Below are 17720 nucleotides of genomic sequence, written 5' to 3'. Positions count from 1 at the left end.
CCACGGCGGCCAGGCGGTGCTGCATTCGCTTGCCGATGCCGCCGGCCTCGGCCGGGCCTTTGCTTGGGTTACGCTACTATTTAAGACCTACGGATAGTGAAGGAGGATCGTCATGGCACCTGTACGAGTGACGATTCAACCTGCTGTGCTGGCTTGGGCGGTATCCCGCACAGGGCTCTCACAATCCGCGCTACTCAAGCAATTCCCCAAAATCCAAGAATGGGAAGCTGGTGAAGAGCGTCCCACTCTAAAACAAGCGAAAGGCCTAGCGAAGAAAGCTCACATCCCTTTCGGCAGGCTGCTTCTCGATGTCCCTACAGGCGATGAGGTTGAGGTCGCGGACTTTAGAACCGTGCGCAATGAGCAGCTCGATACAGTCAGCCCAGAGCTGCAGGAAGTCATGTTCGCTTCCCAGACTCGCCTCGATTGGTACGTCGAATACGCACGGGACATAGGAATTGATCCGCCGGAGCTTTTCCATACCGCGAAGATTTCTGAGTCTGCTGCGGTTGCCGCTAGTAGCGTTCGGGACGTACTCCGCCTCACTCAAGAAACACCTCTTCCCGGGCGTGACAAAGTTCGTGAATTGGTTTCATTGATGGAAGATGCCGGGATACTTGTCGCCCGAAACTCCATTGCCGAAAACTCGACCCGTAGGGCACTTAATGTAGAGGAATTTCGTGGATTTACTCTTGAGGAGGATGGCTACTGCCTGGTTTTCATCAATACCCGCGATACCAAGACAGCCCAGCTTTTCAGTCTTGCGCTCGAATTGGCGCACGTTGTGCTTGGCAAACCCGGAATTTCTGATCACTCGGAGCGCCTAGAAACTGAGCAATGGTGTAATCAATTTGCTGCGGCTTTCTTGTGCCCGGGGCATTCTTTGCGGGAGAACTCCTGCCCAACCAGTGAAAATTCTGTCACTTCCTGCGTGGGGGAGAGGTTCTTCGAAACAGTGTTGAGCGCTGCAAGATCTGGTGTGTTGCCTGAGAAGCAGGCCGCTAGGTTCCTCGGCGTATCTTCGTATGCTTCCTATAAAGAACTTGTGCCGCTACCTGTCCAGTAAAAGTGGAGGTGTAGAAAGAATGCTTCCGATATTGCGGTATAAAGATTCGTCTCAAAAGGTTGCGTCGAAGTTTTCTTATCTTCATTTGTATCGTCCTGAATGATACAAATGAAGATCATTAGATGATACAAGTGGAGGGTTGCGTCCGCTAGTGTGGTGTATCTGTAACCCGTGGTAAGCCTCGTGCCGGTGCATAATAAGGCGACCATCACGGGTACCTTTCGAATCAACTTCTACTTATCTTCGAAAGGAATGTAACTGCGATGGCTGCTAATCCCCATCATATCGATCCCACTGCGTATCTGGAAGAATTGCTGACCCAAGCCTCCCCAGACTTGATGCGCCAGATGCTTACAGACTTCATTAAGCAGATACTTTCAGCCCAGGCTGACACGGTCTGCGGCGCTGATTACGCCACGGCACCGCGTTTGAACTATTCGGAGTAGTTGGAAATGGTGGTAGATTACCTTTCTTTTCAAGCCAACCGGGCTGGATGTCAGGCGTCCACCAAACGGGGATCGGGCCCAAGGTCCTTAGTATGGAGAGTTAAGACAGGAAGTCGTCAGAGTATTGCCGAATAACCGAATCGAAATCTTGGTCGCGCTCGAATCCTAATTTTTCCATTCGCTTTACGTCGAAGTTTCCGGGCCAGCTAGTAACAATGGAAGCTACACGTTCATTGGGCACATCAGAAGTTAAGGCTCTTGCTTCAGAACCCCCTACTCGTTCTAAGGATGCGAGCATTTCGCCTACAGTGACGCTGATTCCAGGAAGGTTCATGATCCGCCAGGAACCGAGGCGTGAGCTTTCAATGACTATTGCCCGTGCAATATTACGGATCGCAACTTGCGGTGAAGAGAGCCACATTAGCGTGTCATGTGGAACGGGAACTTCGGATGGAATCCCGTTGAGTGGTTCTCGGATAATGCCGCTGGCAAATGAGCTTGCCGCGGAGTTTGGCTTTCCAGGCCGTACGGAGATTGTCGGTAGGCGACAGATGCGTGCATCAATAAACCCTTTACGGCTGTATTCGTTGACCAGGATCTCGCAAATGGCCTTGGTCGCACCGTAAGTTGAGGCGGGCTGTGTGGCCCAGTATTCCGGCATTGTTTGAGGAAGCTCTCCGCCGAAAACAGCGAGCGAACTCGTGAAGATGAAGCGAGGTACAGGAGTTTTTTCCAATTCACGAACGGACCGTGCCGCTTCAAGGAGTGTACGAGTTCCGTCAATATTGACGTGCGTAGCAGAATCGAAGTCTAACTCCGATCCTCCCGAAAGAACAGAGGCCAAGTGGACGATAGTGTCAGTATTTTCGGTAACTGCTTGGCTGACGGCGTCTTTATCCGTGATTTCTCCTGTTATTGATCGCACCCGCGGGTCCGTGACGCTAGTGGGGATAAGATCGAAAGAAATTACCGAATCCAGTTTTATTTTTCCAGCGTCAGCTTCGGAGAGGAGATGTTGAATTAGCAGGGTGCCGAGGAACCCGGCTCCCCCGGTAATGACGATGTTCATAGTGGCTCCTTCGAGGACTGAAAAGTGGCAGGTTTGAGAAAAGGATAAATGCTGGGCATGCTCCAGTCGAGGCTTAAAGCGTATTTAATTATCGGGGTCGTACTAGCTGGGAAGTCGAAGTTTGCTGGTAAGGGCGTTGGAGACACACCGGGTTTCAGTGCCTGAAAGCAACGGTCAGCATTAAAGCAAAGGTTTCTTTTGGATGGGTTTCCTTTTAGTTACTTTTCCGTAAGAAGTGATGTAAGAGCTATCAGATCCAACATGTTATTGACTTCACAGCGGGCACCCCTTAGGGTAACAAACATCTGATTGAAGAAACATATCGGGTGTTTTATCCGTTTTATAATGCCCCCTCGGAAGCCATGAGGATCTTTAATGTCTCCAACTTTTCTTGTGACACTTGGTGTTGTCGCTGTAGTCCTCATCCTTGTCCTCATTATTAAAGCCAAGGTGCATCCATTTCTGGCTTTGCTTTTTGTGTCCATCGCGCTTGCGTTAACAGCGCGCGTGCCAATTTCGGAAGTCGTTCCTCTATTAAAAGATGGTATGGGCGGCACCCTTGGCGGAGTTGCACTCATAGTGACGCTTGGTGCTATGTTGGGTCGAATTGTTGAGGTGTCTGGCGGTGCAGATGTACTCGCTCGAGCCCTCGAGAAAAACTTTGGTGAGAAGCGTGCGCCTTGGGCATTGGGTGTTGCCTCCTTCATCTTTGGTATTCCTGTGTTCGTGGATGTGGCGACGATTGTGTTGGTTCCAATTGCCATCGCTGTCGCTCGGCGAATGATTGGCAAAGTCAACATGCTTGCTTTTGCACTTCCGGTCGTTTCTGCTCTGCTTGCTGTCCATGTGGTTCTGCCCCCTCATCCCGGCATTGTTGGTGCTTCGGAATTGATGCAAGCAGATGTGGGATTAGTGCTTCTTATCGGATTTATTCCCGTAATCGTGATGTGGTTTGTGGGACAGGTTTTGTCCGGATATGTGGCAGGAAAAGTGTTTTCACCAGTTCCTGTACTTGGTACTCAAGCGGCTGGTACAGCTGTGAGCGAGGAAAATGACACGGAACGTGAGCAAGCTCCGTCTGTCGGACTTGTCTTGGCTGCGATTATCCTTCCTCTTGCGCTGATTATGGGAGGCACAGTTTCTAAATTGGTGCTACCTGAAGGAAACTCCATTCGAGATTTTCTTGGATTCATTGGAGATTCCCCTATCGCCCTGTTCATCGGTGTAATTTTCGCTATCGCAACGCTAGGGATTGCTCGTGGATGGGGTAAAGAAAAGATCGAGGACGTCGTAGCATCTGCTCTTCCAGCCACTGCGGCCGTGATTCTTATTACTGGTGCTGGTGGAATGTTTGCCAAAGTTCTTACTGAGACCGGGGTGGCTGATGCCGTCGCAGATCTACTGGTTTCCACAGGCTTGCCAGTTCTGGTGCTGGCGTGGATGCTCGCTGCATTTCTCCGTGCCGCTCAAGGATCTGCGACTGTGGCAGCCCTCACCACCGCACCACTCGTGGCACCTATGACAGCATCGTTAGACCTCAACAGTCTGCAAATTGCTCTACTGACGGTAACCGTTGGTATCGGATCTATGGCATTCAGTCATGTCAACGACTCGCTTTTTTGGGTTTGGAGCCGTTACTTCCAAGTGGACACTGCGTCTGCATTGAAGTCTTATACAGTGACAACGACGATTATGTCGGTTACAGGTTTTGCCGTGGCAGGCGTCTTGTGGGGAGTTTTGGGGGCATTTGCATAAATAATGAAAATATTTTCAGAAATTGAAAGCTTGGAGGCTAATATGCGCCGAATTTTGGTCCTTGACGATGACCCTACCGGTTCCCAATGTGTGTCAGGAGTTGACGTCGCATTCGATACGGATCCATCGATTGCTGCGGATGTACTCAAAGAGCCCGGATCTACATGTTTCGTTTTAACTAATACTCGTGCTCTCGATGAGGACGCTGCAGTGAAGATGAACCATGAAATTGTGGCTGGTGTACTGAACGAATTAAGCCACCGGGATGGATTGCACGTGGTGTCTCGTTCCGACTCGACGTTGCGGGGGCATGTAATTGAGGAACCTAATGCAATCGCCGACGTGCTTTTGGAACATGGCTTAGAAGTGGATGCATTCCTTTTCTGTCCAGCGATGATTGAGGCAGGACGCTTCACAAAAGATGACGTGCATTTCGCAAAGGTTGATGGTGTTGAAAAGCGGGTAGAAGATACGGATTTTGCGAAGGATGCGACATTCGGATATTCCCATTCCAACCTTGCAGAATTCCTAGAGGAGCGTTCAGGGAGAGAAATTCAAGCCAAGGATTGTCTCTCGATTGGGCTTACTGATATCCGCGAAGGTGGCGTGCAGCGAGTGAAATCCCTGCTCCAGCAGGCTAAAAATCGCCGATGGGTGATTGTAAACGCTACGGAATATTCTGACATGGACGTGGTAGCGAAAGCTGTGGGGGAGCTTGAATCCCAAGGTCGAGTTTTCGTGTCTCGCTGTGGTCCTTCCTTTGTTCGTTCTCTTGCAGGGCAGCACCGTGCTCGAGTCCTCACGGAAGATGCACTACAAATCGATTCATCAAGATCATCACACGGACTGGTCGTAGTAGGTTCCCATGTGGGCCTAACAAGTCAGCAGCTTGCAGAGCTGCAAAGCCGCGGCGGCCATCTAGAATTTGAGCTTCAGGTTCCGAAACTTTTAGATTCTGCGACGCGTGAGAGCCATATCAACGAGATTTCTTCGAACATAATCAATCAATTAGCTAGTTCTGATTGTGTTGTGTACACCAGTCGCGAACTGATTAGTACAGATTCGAAAGCTGAATCACTCGAAATTGCGCGCCAAGTATCTGACGCAGTCGTCGCGGTCGTAAGGGCAGTCTGCAAAGCTCATCCAGCTTGGATTGTGGCCAAGGGAGGTATCACTTCCCATGAAGTCGCAGCATCAGGGTTGGGGATTCGCAGGGCGAAGGTGGAAGGCCAGTTTTATGAGGGGCAGATTAGTTTATTCACCGCTACTGATGCTCCAGATGACGTTCGTGGTGTTCCTTACGTGGTTTTTCCAGGGAATGTAGGAGGAACAGGCGCCTTGGCGGAGGTGGTTCAAAGACTACGCAACGCTTCGGAAAATGTTTGATTGGTAGATTTGGCACTGGGACAACGCGGCATACTGGAGCCCTTTTTAGCCAGTTAAAGACTCTGGTAACAAGAGTGATTCCCATATCGCATACAGGGTGATGCTGCCGCATATTTTGGCCATTTTAATTCTAAGTTCTGATCCAAAGGAGTAACTTTAATGACTACGACACCTAAAATTGCCTGGATTGGCCTAGGTGCTATGGGGGCACCAATGGCTCTTGCCACCGCTGAGGCAGGCATGAGTGTGACCGCATACGATGTATCTCCGGATTCGCTGAAAGCAGTTGAGTCTCACCTCTCTGTAGCTTCCAATGCTCGCGAGGCTGTCACTGGAGCTGATGTTGTAGCGATTATGGTCGCTACGGGCGCTCAGCTGGACTCCGTGCTTTTCGGGGACGATGGGGTTGCCTCGGAACTGAAGCAGGATACTGTTGTTTTGGTTATGGCAACCGTCGGGCCTCAAGCAATTGAAAGTGCTGCAGCAAGGCTTGAGGACGTGAATGTTCGAGTCGTTGATGCGCCAGTATCTGGTGGTGTCGCTCGAGCTAAGACTGGAGACTTGCTCATCATGGTTGGCGGCGAATCTTCTGATGTCTCCGTAGTACAGCCACTTCTCAACGCCATGGCAGCCAAATCTCCCGTCGTCGGTCCAAAACCGGGAGATGGACAGCGCTTCAAAATTGTAAATCAGTTGCTATGCGGCGTGCATATTGCTGCCGCCGCTGAAGCACTTGCACTGGCAGATTCTATGGGTCTTGACCTAACACAGGTCCACGACGTACTTGGGACCGGTGCTGCTGCGAGCTTTATGTTTAGCGACCGAGGACAGCGAATGATCGATGAAAACTTCGATGACGTTCGTAGCGCTCTAGATATTTTTGTTAAAGACATGGGCCTCGTGAGTGAAGCAGCGCGGGAAGTGCATCAACAGGTACCGCTCTCGTCGACGGCCGAGCAGCTTTATGTTCGGGGGCACCGTGAAGGCCTAGGACGCAAAGATGATTCAATAACTTTCAAGCTACTTCGAGGCGACAGTGATTAGCTTTAACAGCTAGATTAATATCCTTGTTCCTTGCAGCTTGTCTCAAATTACTGAACGATATAGAACATTGTCGGTGCAAGGTAAGGCTAGTGAATGATACAAGTTATTTGCGCGCCCTTGGGTGAGCGGCCAATCGGTCGTGCCAAGTTGTTTGTGTGTGGAGTGGGGTATAAGTATTAGCCCTACCCCGCGATGTGCCCACCAAGTCCAAGTGGGATCACGGCGTAAAACGTGGTTACCCTCTTTAGGCTGAAGAGATCACCAACCTTTTTCGATGATTTCCTCTTGGATGTACCTGAATATCTCGTCTGCGAGAGCATCGCTATGGTACTTCGAAAACATCGTCGTGCCCTTTCGCATTTGGCCGAGCGCCAATTCACGAGCAGCAAGGAGGATGGAATCTTCCATCAAAAGCTCATCGATTGCGAAGTCTCCGGGATACAGGATTGTCTTAACAGGGCCTGCTGAACGATAACTACTTCTGAACGTGTAGCCGCGCATATACGCCGGCGGCTCGTAGGTATCAGCAATATTTAATGTCGTGCAGGGCCTCCAAGTTCCGCCTTTGGAATTGCGACTAATTCTTAGGAAGAGCATTTCCACGTTGTTAATGCTCAAAGTGGCCACGCGGCGATCGATAGCGGACCTGTTCGTAGAGGGCATCGCCGTGACGGTCCAGATCTTCTTCTCCGTCAGATGTGGATAGGGGATGACATATGCCACGTAAGCGGACAGCGACCTTAAAATGTCTTCCCATCCAGGCTGCTTTCTAAGCTCCTCGAACTTTTTATTTGAAAGGTTTCGCTTTTTAGCGGTAACGGCTCGGTCGCCGATTTCGACCTCTCCTTCATCGGTAGCTTCTACGTCGAGCCATTTAGCTTGGACCTGCTGATCTATGAGCGCATCGAGTGGGGAATCGCCCAAAGGCTGTGCGAGGAGCGTCTTATTGCGCAGTAGGATTCCTGCTTTTCGGCGGCGTTGAATCTCGCCATATTCTGCCATGTTGAGCTCCCTTGCAGGAACCGGACAGAAATTGATGGCAACGATGTCAGGGTAGGTTCGCCGGTGGTCGGCTAAGCGCGAGGGAAAATTTACCGATTGGCCTACGTACTGCTCGCCATCGGAAAACTCAAGCACATAAATGCCACACGGATTTTTCAGTGTCAAGACTGCCGAGGGCGCCACATCGGAGGTGTAGTCCCATCTTTTGAATCGGAGATTACTCATTGCATTCCCACTTTATTCGTCTGGTTCAAGTTAATCAGGCTGTGGTCGTGACTTCCTCGTAAAAGCGTGGAAACACTTGCGCGTGACTCCGGTTCTCTTACTGAAAGCAGAATCTCCACCATGCATTTCCGGAAACGAGGACTAACGTTGCCGGTATGAAGATCATTGCTCGGCTGCTCTCCGTCCCGCTTGCGCTTGTCGCTTTCCTCGCGCTGTGGCTTGCGGTGGCACCATTTACGCCGCATATTCCGTATTGGGGTGCCGGCGCGCTCATCGGCCCGCAGTATATCGGGCCGGTGATTCTCTTTTCCCTTATTCTCCTAGTCCTTGCGGCGATTGGAAGGCTCGGCTCCCGCAGCTTTTACGTGCCAGGCGCGTTCGCGGCGGTTGCGCTCATTGCAGGCATTTCGCTTTTTGGGACGCAGATTCATGCTGCGAAGGAGCAGGGGACCGACGTAGATATTCGCGCCGCGTTGAGTTGGGCTGGTGTGGAAAGCACCGACGAGGGCCCTGATCATACGGTGGCCTACGATTCCTTCCATGGCGAGGACCTAGACATGGATATTTATACGCCCAATGATGGCGGCACCCACCCGGTGATGATGTATGTCCACGGCGGCGGCTGGGATCAGATGAACAAGCACTCTCAGGCGTTCAACATGCGTCAGATGGCGCAGCGCGGCTACCTCGTATTATCCATCGATTACACGCTATCCAGCTGGGACCAGCCCACGTGGAAGGTGGCAGCGGGGCATGTGGGGTGCGCGATGAATTGGGTCAATGCCCATGCAGCGGATTATGACGGCGACCCAGGGCGTTTCTTTACATACGGCGAATCTGCCGGTGGCCAGTTGGTGCTGAATGCGACTGCCGATGCCGCCGCGCACCCCAACCACCTACCTTCCGCCGATTGTCCCGGCACGCCGGCCGTTCCCCGCGCCGTGTATGCGGACTCACCGGCCCTCGATGTCCGCCACATCTATGATTCTGACGATCCTTATGCCGCGCAGGGTTCCCGCGATACCGTGCAGAAATACCTGGGTGGAACGCCCGAGGAATATCCCGACCGTGCAGATTTCGTCACCTCAGCTACGCATCTCACCACGGATATGCCACCCATCAAGATTGTCCGAAGCGACAACGATCGTCTCGTTCCGCCGGAAAGCTACGACGATTTTCGCCGCATAGCCCAAGAAAAGAATATCGACCTGAGCGAATACGTGCGCCCACACGCCGACCACGCATCCGCCCTTAGCGCTCATGGAGTCTGGAACCAGCACCTGCTCCAGGCGATGCCCCAATTCTTCGCCGAGCACGATCCACAAGGTTCTTAACCTGCCGAAACCCCTGGATCTATGCGTGGCTCATTTGGCTGACCTTGAAATGCTCCGAAGCAGTTTTGATGGCTCCGAAGGCTGCCCAAGTGACATGGAGGAGGAGCAGAACCAGCAGGGCGGCGCTCACGGTATCCATCCAGCCCAGGCCCCATGCCAGCGCCGCGGGCTGCGTGGATAGGGTATGGGTGCCCAGGCAGCAGGTGCCCACGGGGAAGGTGCTGGCCCACCAGCTGGGGTTATAGGACATTGGGGTATTTCCCAGGGCGGCGCCCCAATGCTTGGCGATGGCATAGACCGACAGCGGCACGCCCAAGCTCAGCATCGCTACGCCGTAGACCATGGCGCGGAAATGCCACTGGTCACTGGCGAGAAGCTGTGCCGCGGCGGTGGACTGGCCGACCAAGCCCATTGGGATCCAAGCGGTGGCAGCGAAGTTTATGGGAACCTTGGGAAAGGTACGCCGGTAAATAAAGGTAAATATCGGCATTCCCGTCACCAAAGCCACTACGAAGCAGAAAACGCCAACGCCGTGGACAAGCGAGCTCCACTCACCGACCTGCGTTGCCAGCTGCGCCGAAGAGGTTGCGGAAACCATCGGTGCCACCAGCGGCAGACCCAATGCAAAGGCTGGATCAGTGGGGTGGTTGAAGAAAAGATACTTTAAATACTTGATGCAGTTCATGAGGCTGAGGACGGTACCCACGGCCCAACACACAGTGTGAATCAACCAGGTATCAAGGATGAGGGAGTAGGCGCTACCCAATGCGAGGATGCCCATGGAGACCATGCCCCATGCGGGCATATCGTCGGAATGAAACCCAGGATTCCGGTACTTAATGAATCCCGCCGAGAGCGCCAAGAAGACAAGAGTTGCCACGCCGAGCATGATTTCAGCTGGAAGGTGCCCCAACACCGGACTCAGGTGGGCATCAATAAGGGATGAGGAGATCGATAGTCCCATGAGCGCTCCCGCCCAGGCAGGTCCTAGCGGCGGAATTTTCATGTCATTCCGAACTTTTAACATTTCAGGTTATGTGCTTCCTCATGCGTGCGGGGAGTGTGTAATCCGAACAGGATTCCAATGAATAAATATACTCTCACATGAGATGATGATAGAGATCGGGCCTCTCCCATGCGGTAATGGAAACCGTACGGAAAGTCGATGTGTTGGATTCTGGCGAAGAAGCTTAGTTACTACTTTTCCTTGAAGCTCTTTATTCCTCTCAGTACACTTACGGTAACGTAACTTGGCTCTGGTGGGAGAAAGAAATATCGCTGTGGCTCGGATACATGCTGAAGGAACTCAAGAGACGGGGGAGCATCCCTTGAAAGAAGGCTTGGTGCAGCGCACCTATTGGATGGCCGATCGCGGCGAGCGGCCGCTGACCCGTGGCTGGGGACATGCGTTGGCGGCGTTGCTCTCTGTCATTGCTTCTACCGTGCTCATTACGTATGCGTGGATGACGCTGCACTGGTGGCAGGGCCTAGGCGTTACCGTTTATGGCCTAGGCTTGGTGGGGCTTTTTGGCGTCTCGGCGCTCTATCACCGCTACCCGTGGGCTAGCCCCCGGGCGGTGCGGTGGTGGCGGCGGGCAGACCATGCCACGATTGCGGTATTCATTGCCGCCACATACACCCCGCTGTGTTTGATTGCGTTATCCCCGGCGCAGGCAGCATGGATGCTGGCCATTGCGTGGGCGGGCGCGATCTTGGGCGTTATTTTGAACCTAGTGTGGATTGAGCACCCGCGGTGGCTCGACGTCGTGGTGTACCTGGCGCTGGGCTGGTTGGTGCTGCCGCTGTTGCCTACGCTGTGGAGCGATGCCGGCGCAGCAGTGGTTTGGCTGTTGCTGGCCGGCGGGGTGGTTTACTCCGTAGGTGCGCTGGTCTATGGCTTTAAGTGGCCTGGGCGCAATGCGCGCTACTACGGCTACCACGAGCACTTCCACACCGCGACCATTGCGGCGGCAGTGGTCCACCTCGTGGCGGTATGGCAAGTGGTCGTTGGCGCTGCCTAATCCGCAATTGTCCTGTTATTGAACTGGGCGGCATGAGCCAGGATGATCAATCCTTGCTGCAAACCCGTCTGGTTAACGATCAGCGAGAATCCGGAAAGTCTCCCACCAGTCCTGTTCGATTGCCTTGGCCTGTGGTGTGGCTAAAACTTCATCCACATCCCCGTCGAGGTCAACATTAGGCAAAAGAACTTCTGCTGGTTGTAGCGGAGGTCGCGGGGTGGGAGTGCCAGAGATCATCGCCTGGGAGAACTCTTGGAGGACCTCGTTCCAGGCGAGGCCGTGGCTCAAATCAGAAAGCTTGGTTGATTTAACTCCGCCGTAAAATGCGATGATGCTATCTACGACTTCGCGTTCGTATGTGCTGAGATTGTCGGACTGACCACCGGGAACATAGGGGACTGGCCAGGGCTCTTTGGTCCCTGCTACCTGCCAGGTTTGAGCGCGCAGCTCGCTGGAAACAGGGCCGTGCCGCCACGCTTGAAACTCCGCCTGGAATAATGGGCGACCCGTCCACGCCAGATGCCAGCCTTGGGAGAAGTAGCACAGCTTGTACAGCTTGAGCTTGTCCACGTTGGGAATGCGCTCAGTGATGTACTGTCCAACGTCGAAAATGTCTGCCATGCTCTCCTCCTTTCAGCGTCGCGCTAAAGTATACGGCCTTATCCTGCAGGAGAAAAGAGCTTCTGTGCATCCGTTCCCGTGGCAACCGCGGCTGCGAGCAGTATGCGGGCCTGGGGTGCACGGAGGTTGCCGGAGGGGATAACTCCGGCATCGGCAAGCGTGGCACCGCCACCGGCGCCGCCGTAGATACCCTCGACGGGTCCGTGATCCACGCGGGTAGTGAGCACGACGGGAACGGACTTGGCGGCTTCCATGGCGGCATTAGCCAGATCGGGGCCGATATTCCCTGAACCCATGCCCTCAATGACGATGGCCTGCGCGCCCTTGGCCAAGGATTGTTCAATGAGATCCGCTGGGGCGCCGGGGTAGGCGGCGATGATGTCCACGCGGACATCGCCAAGCGGAGCGTACTTCAGCGGCTCGGGGCGTTCTGGGAATTTCTCCTGGCTATTGGTAGCAAAGCCATCGGCCTTTTCCGTATCAGATTTGAACGCGCCGCGGGCGGGGATAACTTTACCGTCAAAGGCGATGAATGTGCCATGGCCGGCATAGTCCGGGTTGGTGACGGTCTCTACCGCGGTAGCGAGGTTTTCTGGCCCATCCGGGTTGGAATCATCGAAGGGGCGCATCGCGCCGGTGAGTACAACCGGCTTGTCGCTGTCGTGGAAGGTGTCGAGCGCAATGGCGGTTTCTTCCATGGAGTCCGTGCCGTGGGTGACGATGACACCATCGACGTCCTCGCGCTGCAGCTGCTCGTGGACGGCGGTGACGATCTTATCGGTATCAGCCAGGGTCATCGCGGAGGAATCCAGGTTCGCAATGTCCTTGACCTCGAGGTCCAGCTTGTCTTTATCGAATTCGTCATACAGTGGCTCTACCAGGTCAGAGCCGGTGACGGTGGGAACCACCGCGCCCTTGTCATCATGGGTGCTGGCGATGGTGCCGCCGGTGGAAAGAACCACGACGTGGCCTTCAATGGCGGAGCGCTCCTTGGCCGCTGCGCCAGCCGCCTTGGAGGAGGTGGCGCTGCTGGAGCTCGAACTCGTAGCAGAGCTGCTGGCGCTACTGGAGCTGGTAGCGGAACTAGAACTCGATGCCGTGGAAGATGCTTCTGAGGTCTTTTCCGCGGAGGTAGAAGAAGAGGTGGTCGTCGGTGTAGCCGAAGCCTCATCTTTATCCTCCTGATTGGCCGGGTTCTGGCAGGAGGCCAGCAGCAGCGCCGAGGCAACTAATGCGGCGGAGTATTGCACCCTGCGGCGCAGGCGTGGGTTAGACATGTCAACTCGTTTCTCTAGCGTGGTTTCTGTTACCTATTTAATACCACGCTAGGGCAGAAGCGCCGCATACCAGAAAATGTGCTGAAAATTTAATCCACGTGTTGGTAGTGCGGCGCCACGATGAGCGGCTTGGGGGAGTATTCGCCGCGCAGCTCGCGCAAGATATTGGCGTGCTCGGCCAGGCGGATATCTTCTTCCGTCTGTGGGGTAAAGGTGCGCGCGGTCAGCGGCTGCCCGTCTCGGTCCAGGCCAATATAGGCCACGGTGGCGTGAATGGCGGTGTTGAGGTTACCGCGGCCGCCGCGGGGATCGCCGGAGCGGACGTGGATGGACATCTGCATGGAGCGGCGGTCCGTGCGCATCATGCGGGCATCGACCTCAATGAGATCGCCGATGGAAATGGGCTTATAAAAGCGGATGCCACCGGCATAGACGGCGACGGTGCGCTCGCCGGACCACTCCATGGTGCAGGCGGTGCCGGCCTCATCGATCCACTGCATCGCGGTGCCGCCGTGCACCTTGCCGCCCCAGTTGACGTCGGTGGGCTTGGCTAGGAAGCGGTTGACCATGCGTGGGGCATCGGAAGGCCCATCGTAGGTTTGCTTGTCCATCTCCAGCTCGATGGCCTTGCGCAGCTCGATGCGGGATTTCGCGGCCTCGGCCACGCGCAGGTGCTCATCGGTATCCGGCACGAAGGTGGGAACCGGGGTGGTCTTATCGCTTTCGGGGTCCTTGGCCACGAAGATGACCAGGCAATCGCAGGCGCGGGTGAAAATGCCCTCGCGGGGATCAGCAGACAGCACCTCGTTGATGATGTGCATGGAGGACCGGCCGGTCATCGCGATGCGCGAGCGCACCTCCACGATGTGCCCGGAGGGAATGGGCCGGGTGAAGTGGATATGGCCCACATAGGCGGTCACGCAGTACTGCCCGGACCACTGCACGGCGCAGGCGTAGGCGGCCTTATCGATCCATTCCAGCACGCGCCCGCCATTGATGCCGGGGTCGCCGGCCATGGTGACATCGGTTGGCGATGCCATAAAGCGCAGCGTCAGGGTAGGGGACTTCTGGGTTTCCGCAGCAGCGTCAGTAGGTGACATAAACAATAAGATAACAGTAGCTATGCTGTGGCTATGCCTAAACCCGTAGATCCCGCCGCCACGCGCGCGGCCATCATCGCCATCAAGGATTGGATTCAGGACCCGGACGGGCAACAAAAGCCAGGCAGGGCCTTGCTTGCCGATGCCGTCCGTCGCACCGCCCGCACTCTCGAGGCCGACGCGCCGGGGCACTCGGTGGAGCTGCGCGTACCCCCATTTGTTGCGGTGCAGTGCATTGAAGGCCCCCGCCACACGCGCGGCACCCCACCCAATGTGGTGGAAATGGATGCGGAGAACTGGCTGCGTTTGGCCACCGGTGTCACGGACTGGGACGAGGTCAAAAACACAGGTCGCGTCGATGCTTCCGGGTCGCGTTCAGGGGAGATTGCACAGTGGCTTCCCATCATTCCGTTAGTTTTCGACGGCCCAACGCGCTAATATAAACGCCGTGGTAGAAGTACATACTCCTAGTATCACTGACCTTGACGATCATAACGAGGAGGAACCCCGCGAAGAGTGTGGCGTCTTTGGCGTCTGGGCTCCCGGGGAGGAAGTCTCCAAACTTACCTACTTTGGCCTTTTTGCTCTCCAGCACCGCGGCCAAGAAGCCGCCGGCATTGCGGTGGGCGATGATGACCGCATCGTCGTCTTTAAAGACATGGGCCTGGTGGCCAATATTTTCGATGAATCGACCCTTTCTGCCTTGACCGGCAACGTGGCGGTGGGCCACACGCGCTATTCCACGGCCGGCGGCAAGGAATGGTCCAATGTGCAGCCAATGTTTTCCACCTCTTCGACGGGCGTGGACATTGCCTTGGGCCACAACGGCAACCTGGTCAATTACCTCGAGCTGCGCGCAGAGGCCGTCGAGCGCGGCCTGATTAAGCCGCACGAGGAATCGGTTTCTGACTCGATGTGCTTGTCCATGCTGCTTGCCGATGGCGTCGATGAGACCACCTCCGTCTTCGACTCCGCCCGTGAGCTCCTGCCGCGGGTCAAGGGCGCATTCTGCTTGACCTTTACCGATGGCCACACCATGTACGCCGCGCGCGACCCGCAGGGCGTGCGCCCGCTGGTGCTGGGCCGGCTGGCCAAGGGCTGGGTCGTTGCTTCCGAAACCTGCGCGCTGGATATCTGCGGCGCGCAATTTATTCGCGAGATCGAGCCGGGCGAGCTCGTCGCCATCGATGAGGCCGGCATCCGCTCTGAAAACTTCGCGCCCGCCAAGCGCAGCGGCTGCGTTTTCGAGTACGTGTACTTGGCCCGCCCGGATAGCGATATCAAGGGCCGTTCCGTCAACGCCTCCCGCGTGGAGATCGGCCGCCGCCTAGCTCGCGAATACCCGGTTGAGGATGCAGACCTGGTCATCCCCGTGCCGGAATCCGGCAACCCAGCCGCGGTGGGCTACGCCCGCGAATCCGGCCTCACCTTCGCCCACGGTTTGGTGAAAAATGCGTATGTGGGACGCACTTTTATTCAGCCCACGCAGACGCTGCGTCAGCTGGGCATCCGGTTAAAGCTCAACCCGCTGCGCGAGGTCATCGATGGTAAAAAGCTCGTTGTAGTGGATGATTCCATCGTGCGCGGCAATACCCAGCACGCGCTCATCCGCATGTTGCGCGAGGCTGGCGCCGCCGAGGTCCACGTGCGCATCGCCTCCCCGCCGGTAAAGTGGCCGTGTTTTTATGGCATCGACTTTGCCTCGCCCGGCGAGCTCATTGCCAACGCCAGCCCGTCCGATGATCCGGACGAGATTTGCTCCACCATCTGTGAGACCATCGGCGCTGACTCTTTGGGGTTTGTCTCCATCGATGAAATGGTCGCCGCCACCGAGCAGCCCCGCTCTGAGCTGTGCACCGCCTGCTTCTCCGGCGAATACCCCCTTGGCCTTCCCGCCGGAAACCCCAATGCCGATGCCGTGCGCACCCTGCTCGGAACCCAATAAAAACTTCTAAGGAACTTTCAAAAACATGAGTGACAACACCTACGCCGCAGCCGGCGTCAATATCGAAGAGGGCGACCGCGCGGTCAGCCTGTTTGCCCCACACGCCAAGCGCGCCACCCGCCCGGAGGTCATGGGCGGCCTCGGCGGCTTTGCGGGGCTATTCAAACTGGGCGATTACAAGGAGCCCATCCTCGCGGCTGGCTCCGATGGTGTGGGCACCAAGCTCGCCGTGGCACAGGCCATGGATAAGCACGACACCATCGGCATCGATCTGGTGGCCATGTGCGTCGATGATCTAGTCGTCTGCGGCGCCGAGCCGCTATTCCTGCAGGATTACATCGCCGTGGGCAAGGTCGTGCCGGAAAAGGTGGCCGAGGTAGTCAAGGGCATCGCCGAGGGCTGCGTGCAGGCAGGTGCTGCGCTGCTCGGCGGCGAGACGGCCGAACACCCAGGCATGATGGGGGAGAATGAATACGATGTCTCCGCCACCGCCGTCGGCGTGGTCGAGGCCGATGGCGTGTTGGGCCCAGACAACGTGCGCGAGGGCGATGTGCTCATCGCCATGGGCTCGTCCGGGCTGCACTCCAACGGCTACTCGCTCGCGCGCCACGTCCTGCTGGAGCAGGCAGGCATGCCGCTAGATGGTTATGTGGAAGAGCTCGGCCGCCCGCTAGGCGAGGAGCTCTTGGAACCCACCCGCATCTACGCCAAGGAATGCTTGGCGCTGGCGCAGGAATGCTCCGTATCCACCTTCTGCCACGTCACGGGCGGCGGGCTGGCCGGCAACCTGGAGCGCGTCATTCCAGAGGGCCTGAGCGCTGAGGTTAACCGCTCCACGTGGAATCCAGGCCAGATCTTCAAGCTCATCTCCTCCATGGGCAAGGTCGAACTGGCGGAGATGGAAAAGACCTTCAACATGGGCGTGGGCATGATTGCCGTGGTTAACCCAGAGGACCGCGACCGCGCCTTGGCCATGCTCACCGCCCGCCACATCGACGCGTGGGAGCTAGGCAGCGTCCGCGAGGCGGACGGCGAAGAACCGCGCGTTATCATGCACGGCGAGCACTCAAACTTCTAGGTACAAGAGGAAGGCCTTAGGTCAATAACCTAAGGCCTTTTTTCGGATTTAGCCGGCGAGCGGAAGATTAGCGCTCGTCGTCGTTGTCCTCATCCCATTCGTCGACATACTCGGCGTAGGGATCATCCTCTTCGTAGTCGTGGGAGTCACCCTCCTGCTGAGCAGCGAGTTCCCGCTGAAGGGACTCGATATCCATCTCGGGTGAGTTGTACTTGAGCTGGCGTGCAACTTTGGTCTGCTTTGCCTTAGCGCGTCCGCGTCCCATGTGCATGACCCCCTTGGGCTAGTAGGGCGCTCCAGGGATTCTTGGGCGCCCCATCGGCTTGTCAATTGTGTATCTTCCTGTAAGAC

The 17720-nt window shown here is 55.8% G+C and carries 16 protein-coding genes and 1 pseudogene; 10 read left to right on the top strand and 7 right to left on the bottom strand.

Annotated features, from left to right (window positions below; translation table 11 throughout):
* The first annotated feature begins 112 nt into the window (after positions 1-112).
* Together HMPREF1267_RS10465 and HMPREF1267_RS10460 are read left to right on the top strand one after the other, a co-directional pair.
* Entirely contained in the window at positions 113-1066 is a 954-nt protein-coding gene (locus HMPREF1267_RS10465) for an ImmA/IrrE family metallo-endopeptidase (protein ID WP_023017931.1), read from the top strand.
* Positions 1067-1329: 263 nt separating this feature from the next.
* Positions 1330-1503: pseudogene (locus HMPREF1267_RS10460) on the top strand (IS256 family transposase); the annotation flags it as partial.
* A 109-nt stretch (positions 1504-1612) separates the two neighbouring features.
* Here the strand turns inward: HMPREF1267_RS10460 and denD are convergent.
* Positions 1613-2581: a D-erythronate dehydrogenase gene (denD, locus tag HMPREF1267_RS10455; protein WP_023017928.1), complete on the bottom strand. Its 969-nt coding sequence runs from the start codon at positions 2579-2581 to the stop codon at positions 1613-1615.
* A gap of 375 nt (positions 2582-2956) precedes the next feature.
* Here denD and HMPREF1267_RS10450 point away from each other — a divergent pair, with 375 nt between their 5' ends.
* From HMPREF1267_RS10450 to HMPREF1267_RS10440, 3 genes are all read left to right on the top strand, one after another.
* Positions 2957-4336, top strand: a complete 1380-nt coding sequence (locus HMPREF1267_RS10450; RefSeq protein WP_023029201.1) for a GntP family permease — start codon at positions 2957-2959, stop codon at positions 4334-4336.
* Between the two features lie 3 nt (positions 4337-4339).
* Positions 4340-5722, top strand: a complete 1383-nt coding sequence (locus HMPREF1267_RS10445) for a four-carbon acid sugar kinase family protein (protein WP_042403801.1) — start codon at positions 4340-4342, stop codon at positions 5720-5722.
* Between the two features lie 159 nt (positions 5723-5881).
* Complete coding sequence (locus HMPREF1267_RS10440) at positions 5882-6766, top strand: NAD(P)-dependent oxidoreductase (RefSeq protein ID WP_023017925.1); 885 nt, start codon at positions 5882-5884, stop codon at positions 6764-6766.
* 258 nt (positions 6767-7024) lie between these two features.
* Here the strand turns inward: HMPREF1267_RS10440 and HMPREF1267_RS10435 are convergent, their stop codons facing one another.
* Complete coding sequence (locus HMPREF1267_RS10435; RefSeq protein WP_023017924.1) at positions 7025-7993, bottom strand: GIY-YIG nuclease family protein; 969 nt, start codon at positions 7991-7993, stop codon at positions 7025-7027.
* A 155-nt stretch (positions 7994-8148) separates the two neighbouring features.
* On the opposite strand from HMPREF1267_RS10435, the gene HMPREF1267_RS10430 reads away from it, so the two are divergent.
* On the top strand, positions 8149-9327 hold the full coding sequence (locus HMPREF1267_RS10430) for a S9 family peptidase (protein WP_023017923.1): 1179 nt from the start codon (positions 8149-8151) through the stop codon (positions 9325-9327).
* Between the two features lie 19 nt (positions 9328-9346).
* Here HMPREF1267_RS10430 and HMPREF1267_RS10425 read toward each other — a convergent pair whose 3' ends face one another.
* Positions 9347-10333 (bottom strand): TDT family transporter, encoded by a 987-nt coding sequence (locus tag HMPREF1267_RS10425; protein ID WP_255343752.1) that lies wholly within the window; start codon positions 10331-10333, stop codon positions 9347-9349.
* Between the two features lie 355 nt (positions 10334-10688).
* Here HMPREF1267_RS10425 and HMPREF1267_RS10420 point away from each other — a divergent pair, with 355 nt between their 5' ends.
* Positions 10689-11348 (top strand): hemolysin III family protein, encoded by a 660-nt coding sequence (locus HMPREF1267_RS10420; RefSeq protein WP_232215157.1) that lies wholly within the window; start codon positions 10689-10691, stop codon positions 11346-11348.
* A 72-nt stretch (positions 11349-11420) separates the two neighbouring features.
* On the opposite strand, the gene HMPREF1267_RS10415 is transcribed toward HMPREF1267_RS10420, so the two are convergent.
* The 3 genes from HMPREF1267_RS10415 to HMPREF1267_RS10405 all read right to left on the bottom strand — a co-directional run bounded on the left by HMPREF1267_RS10415 (position 11421) and on the right by HMPREF1267_RS10405 (position 14346).
* Complete coding sequence (locus tag HMPREF1267_RS10415) at positions 11421-11969, bottom strand: Panacea domain-containing protein (RefSeq protein WP_023029199.1); 549 nt, start codon at positions 11967-11969, stop codon at positions 11421-11423.
* A 38-nt stretch (positions 11970-12007) separates the two neighbouring features.
* A complete protein-coding gene (locus HMPREF1267_RS10410; protein WP_023017919.1) occupies positions 12008-13246 on the bottom strand; it encodes an asparaginase in 1239 nt (412 codons plus the stop codon).
* Between the two features lie 89 nt (positions 13247-13335).
* A complete protein-coding gene (locus HMPREF1267_RS10405) occupies positions 13336-14346 on the bottom strand; it encodes an acyl-CoA thioesterase (protein WP_023017918.1) in 1011 nt (336 codons plus the stop codon).
* Between the two features lie 33 nt (positions 14347-14379).
* On the opposite strand from HMPREF1267_RS10405, the gene HMPREF1267_RS10400 reads away from it, so the two are divergent.
* From HMPREF1267_RS10400 to purM, 3 genes are read left to right on the top strand one after another with little or no spacing between them, the layout of a single operon-like run.
* Positions 14380-14784 carry a sterol carrier family protein gene (locus HMPREF1267_RS10400; RefSeq protein ID WP_005279608.1) on the top strand — a complete coding sequence of 135 codons (405 nt, stop codon included), beginning with the start codon at positions 14380-14382 and terminating at the stop codon, positions 14782-14784.
* Positions 14785-14794: 10 nt separating this feature from the next.
* Positions 14795-16291 (top strand): amidophosphoribosyltransferase, encoded by a 1497-nt coding sequence (gene purF / locus HMPREF1267_RS10395; RefSeq protein ID WP_005284635.1) that lies wholly within the window; start codon positions 14795-14797, stop codon positions 16289-16291.
* A gap of 25 nt (positions 16292-16316) precedes the next feature.
* Positions 16317-17369 (top strand): phosphoribosylformylglycinamidine cyclo-ligase, encoded by a 1053-nt coding sequence (purM, locus tag HMPREF1267_RS10390; RefSeq protein WP_005284632.1) that lies wholly within the window; start codon positions 16317-16319, stop codon positions 17367-17369.
* A gap of 67 nt (positions 17370-17436) precedes the next feature.
* Here the strand turns inward: purM and HMPREF1267_RS10385 are convergent, their stop codons facing one another.
* A complete protein-coding gene (locus HMPREF1267_RS10385; RefSeq protein WP_023023830.1) occupies positions 17437-17634 on the bottom strand; it encodes a DUF3073 domain-containing protein in 198 nt (65 codons plus the stop codon).
* Positions 17635-17720 lie beyond the last annotated feature (86 nt).

Source organism: Corynebacterium sp. KPL1824 (genome assembly GCF_000478095.1).
In the GTDB taxonomy this organism is placed as follows: domain Bacteria; phylum Actinomycetota; class Actinomycetes; order Mycobacteriales; family Mycobacteriaceae; genus Corynebacterium; species Corynebacterium accolens.
Note: the sequence above shows the minus strand (reverse complement) of the source record. Positions and strands in the feature narration are given on the sequence as shown.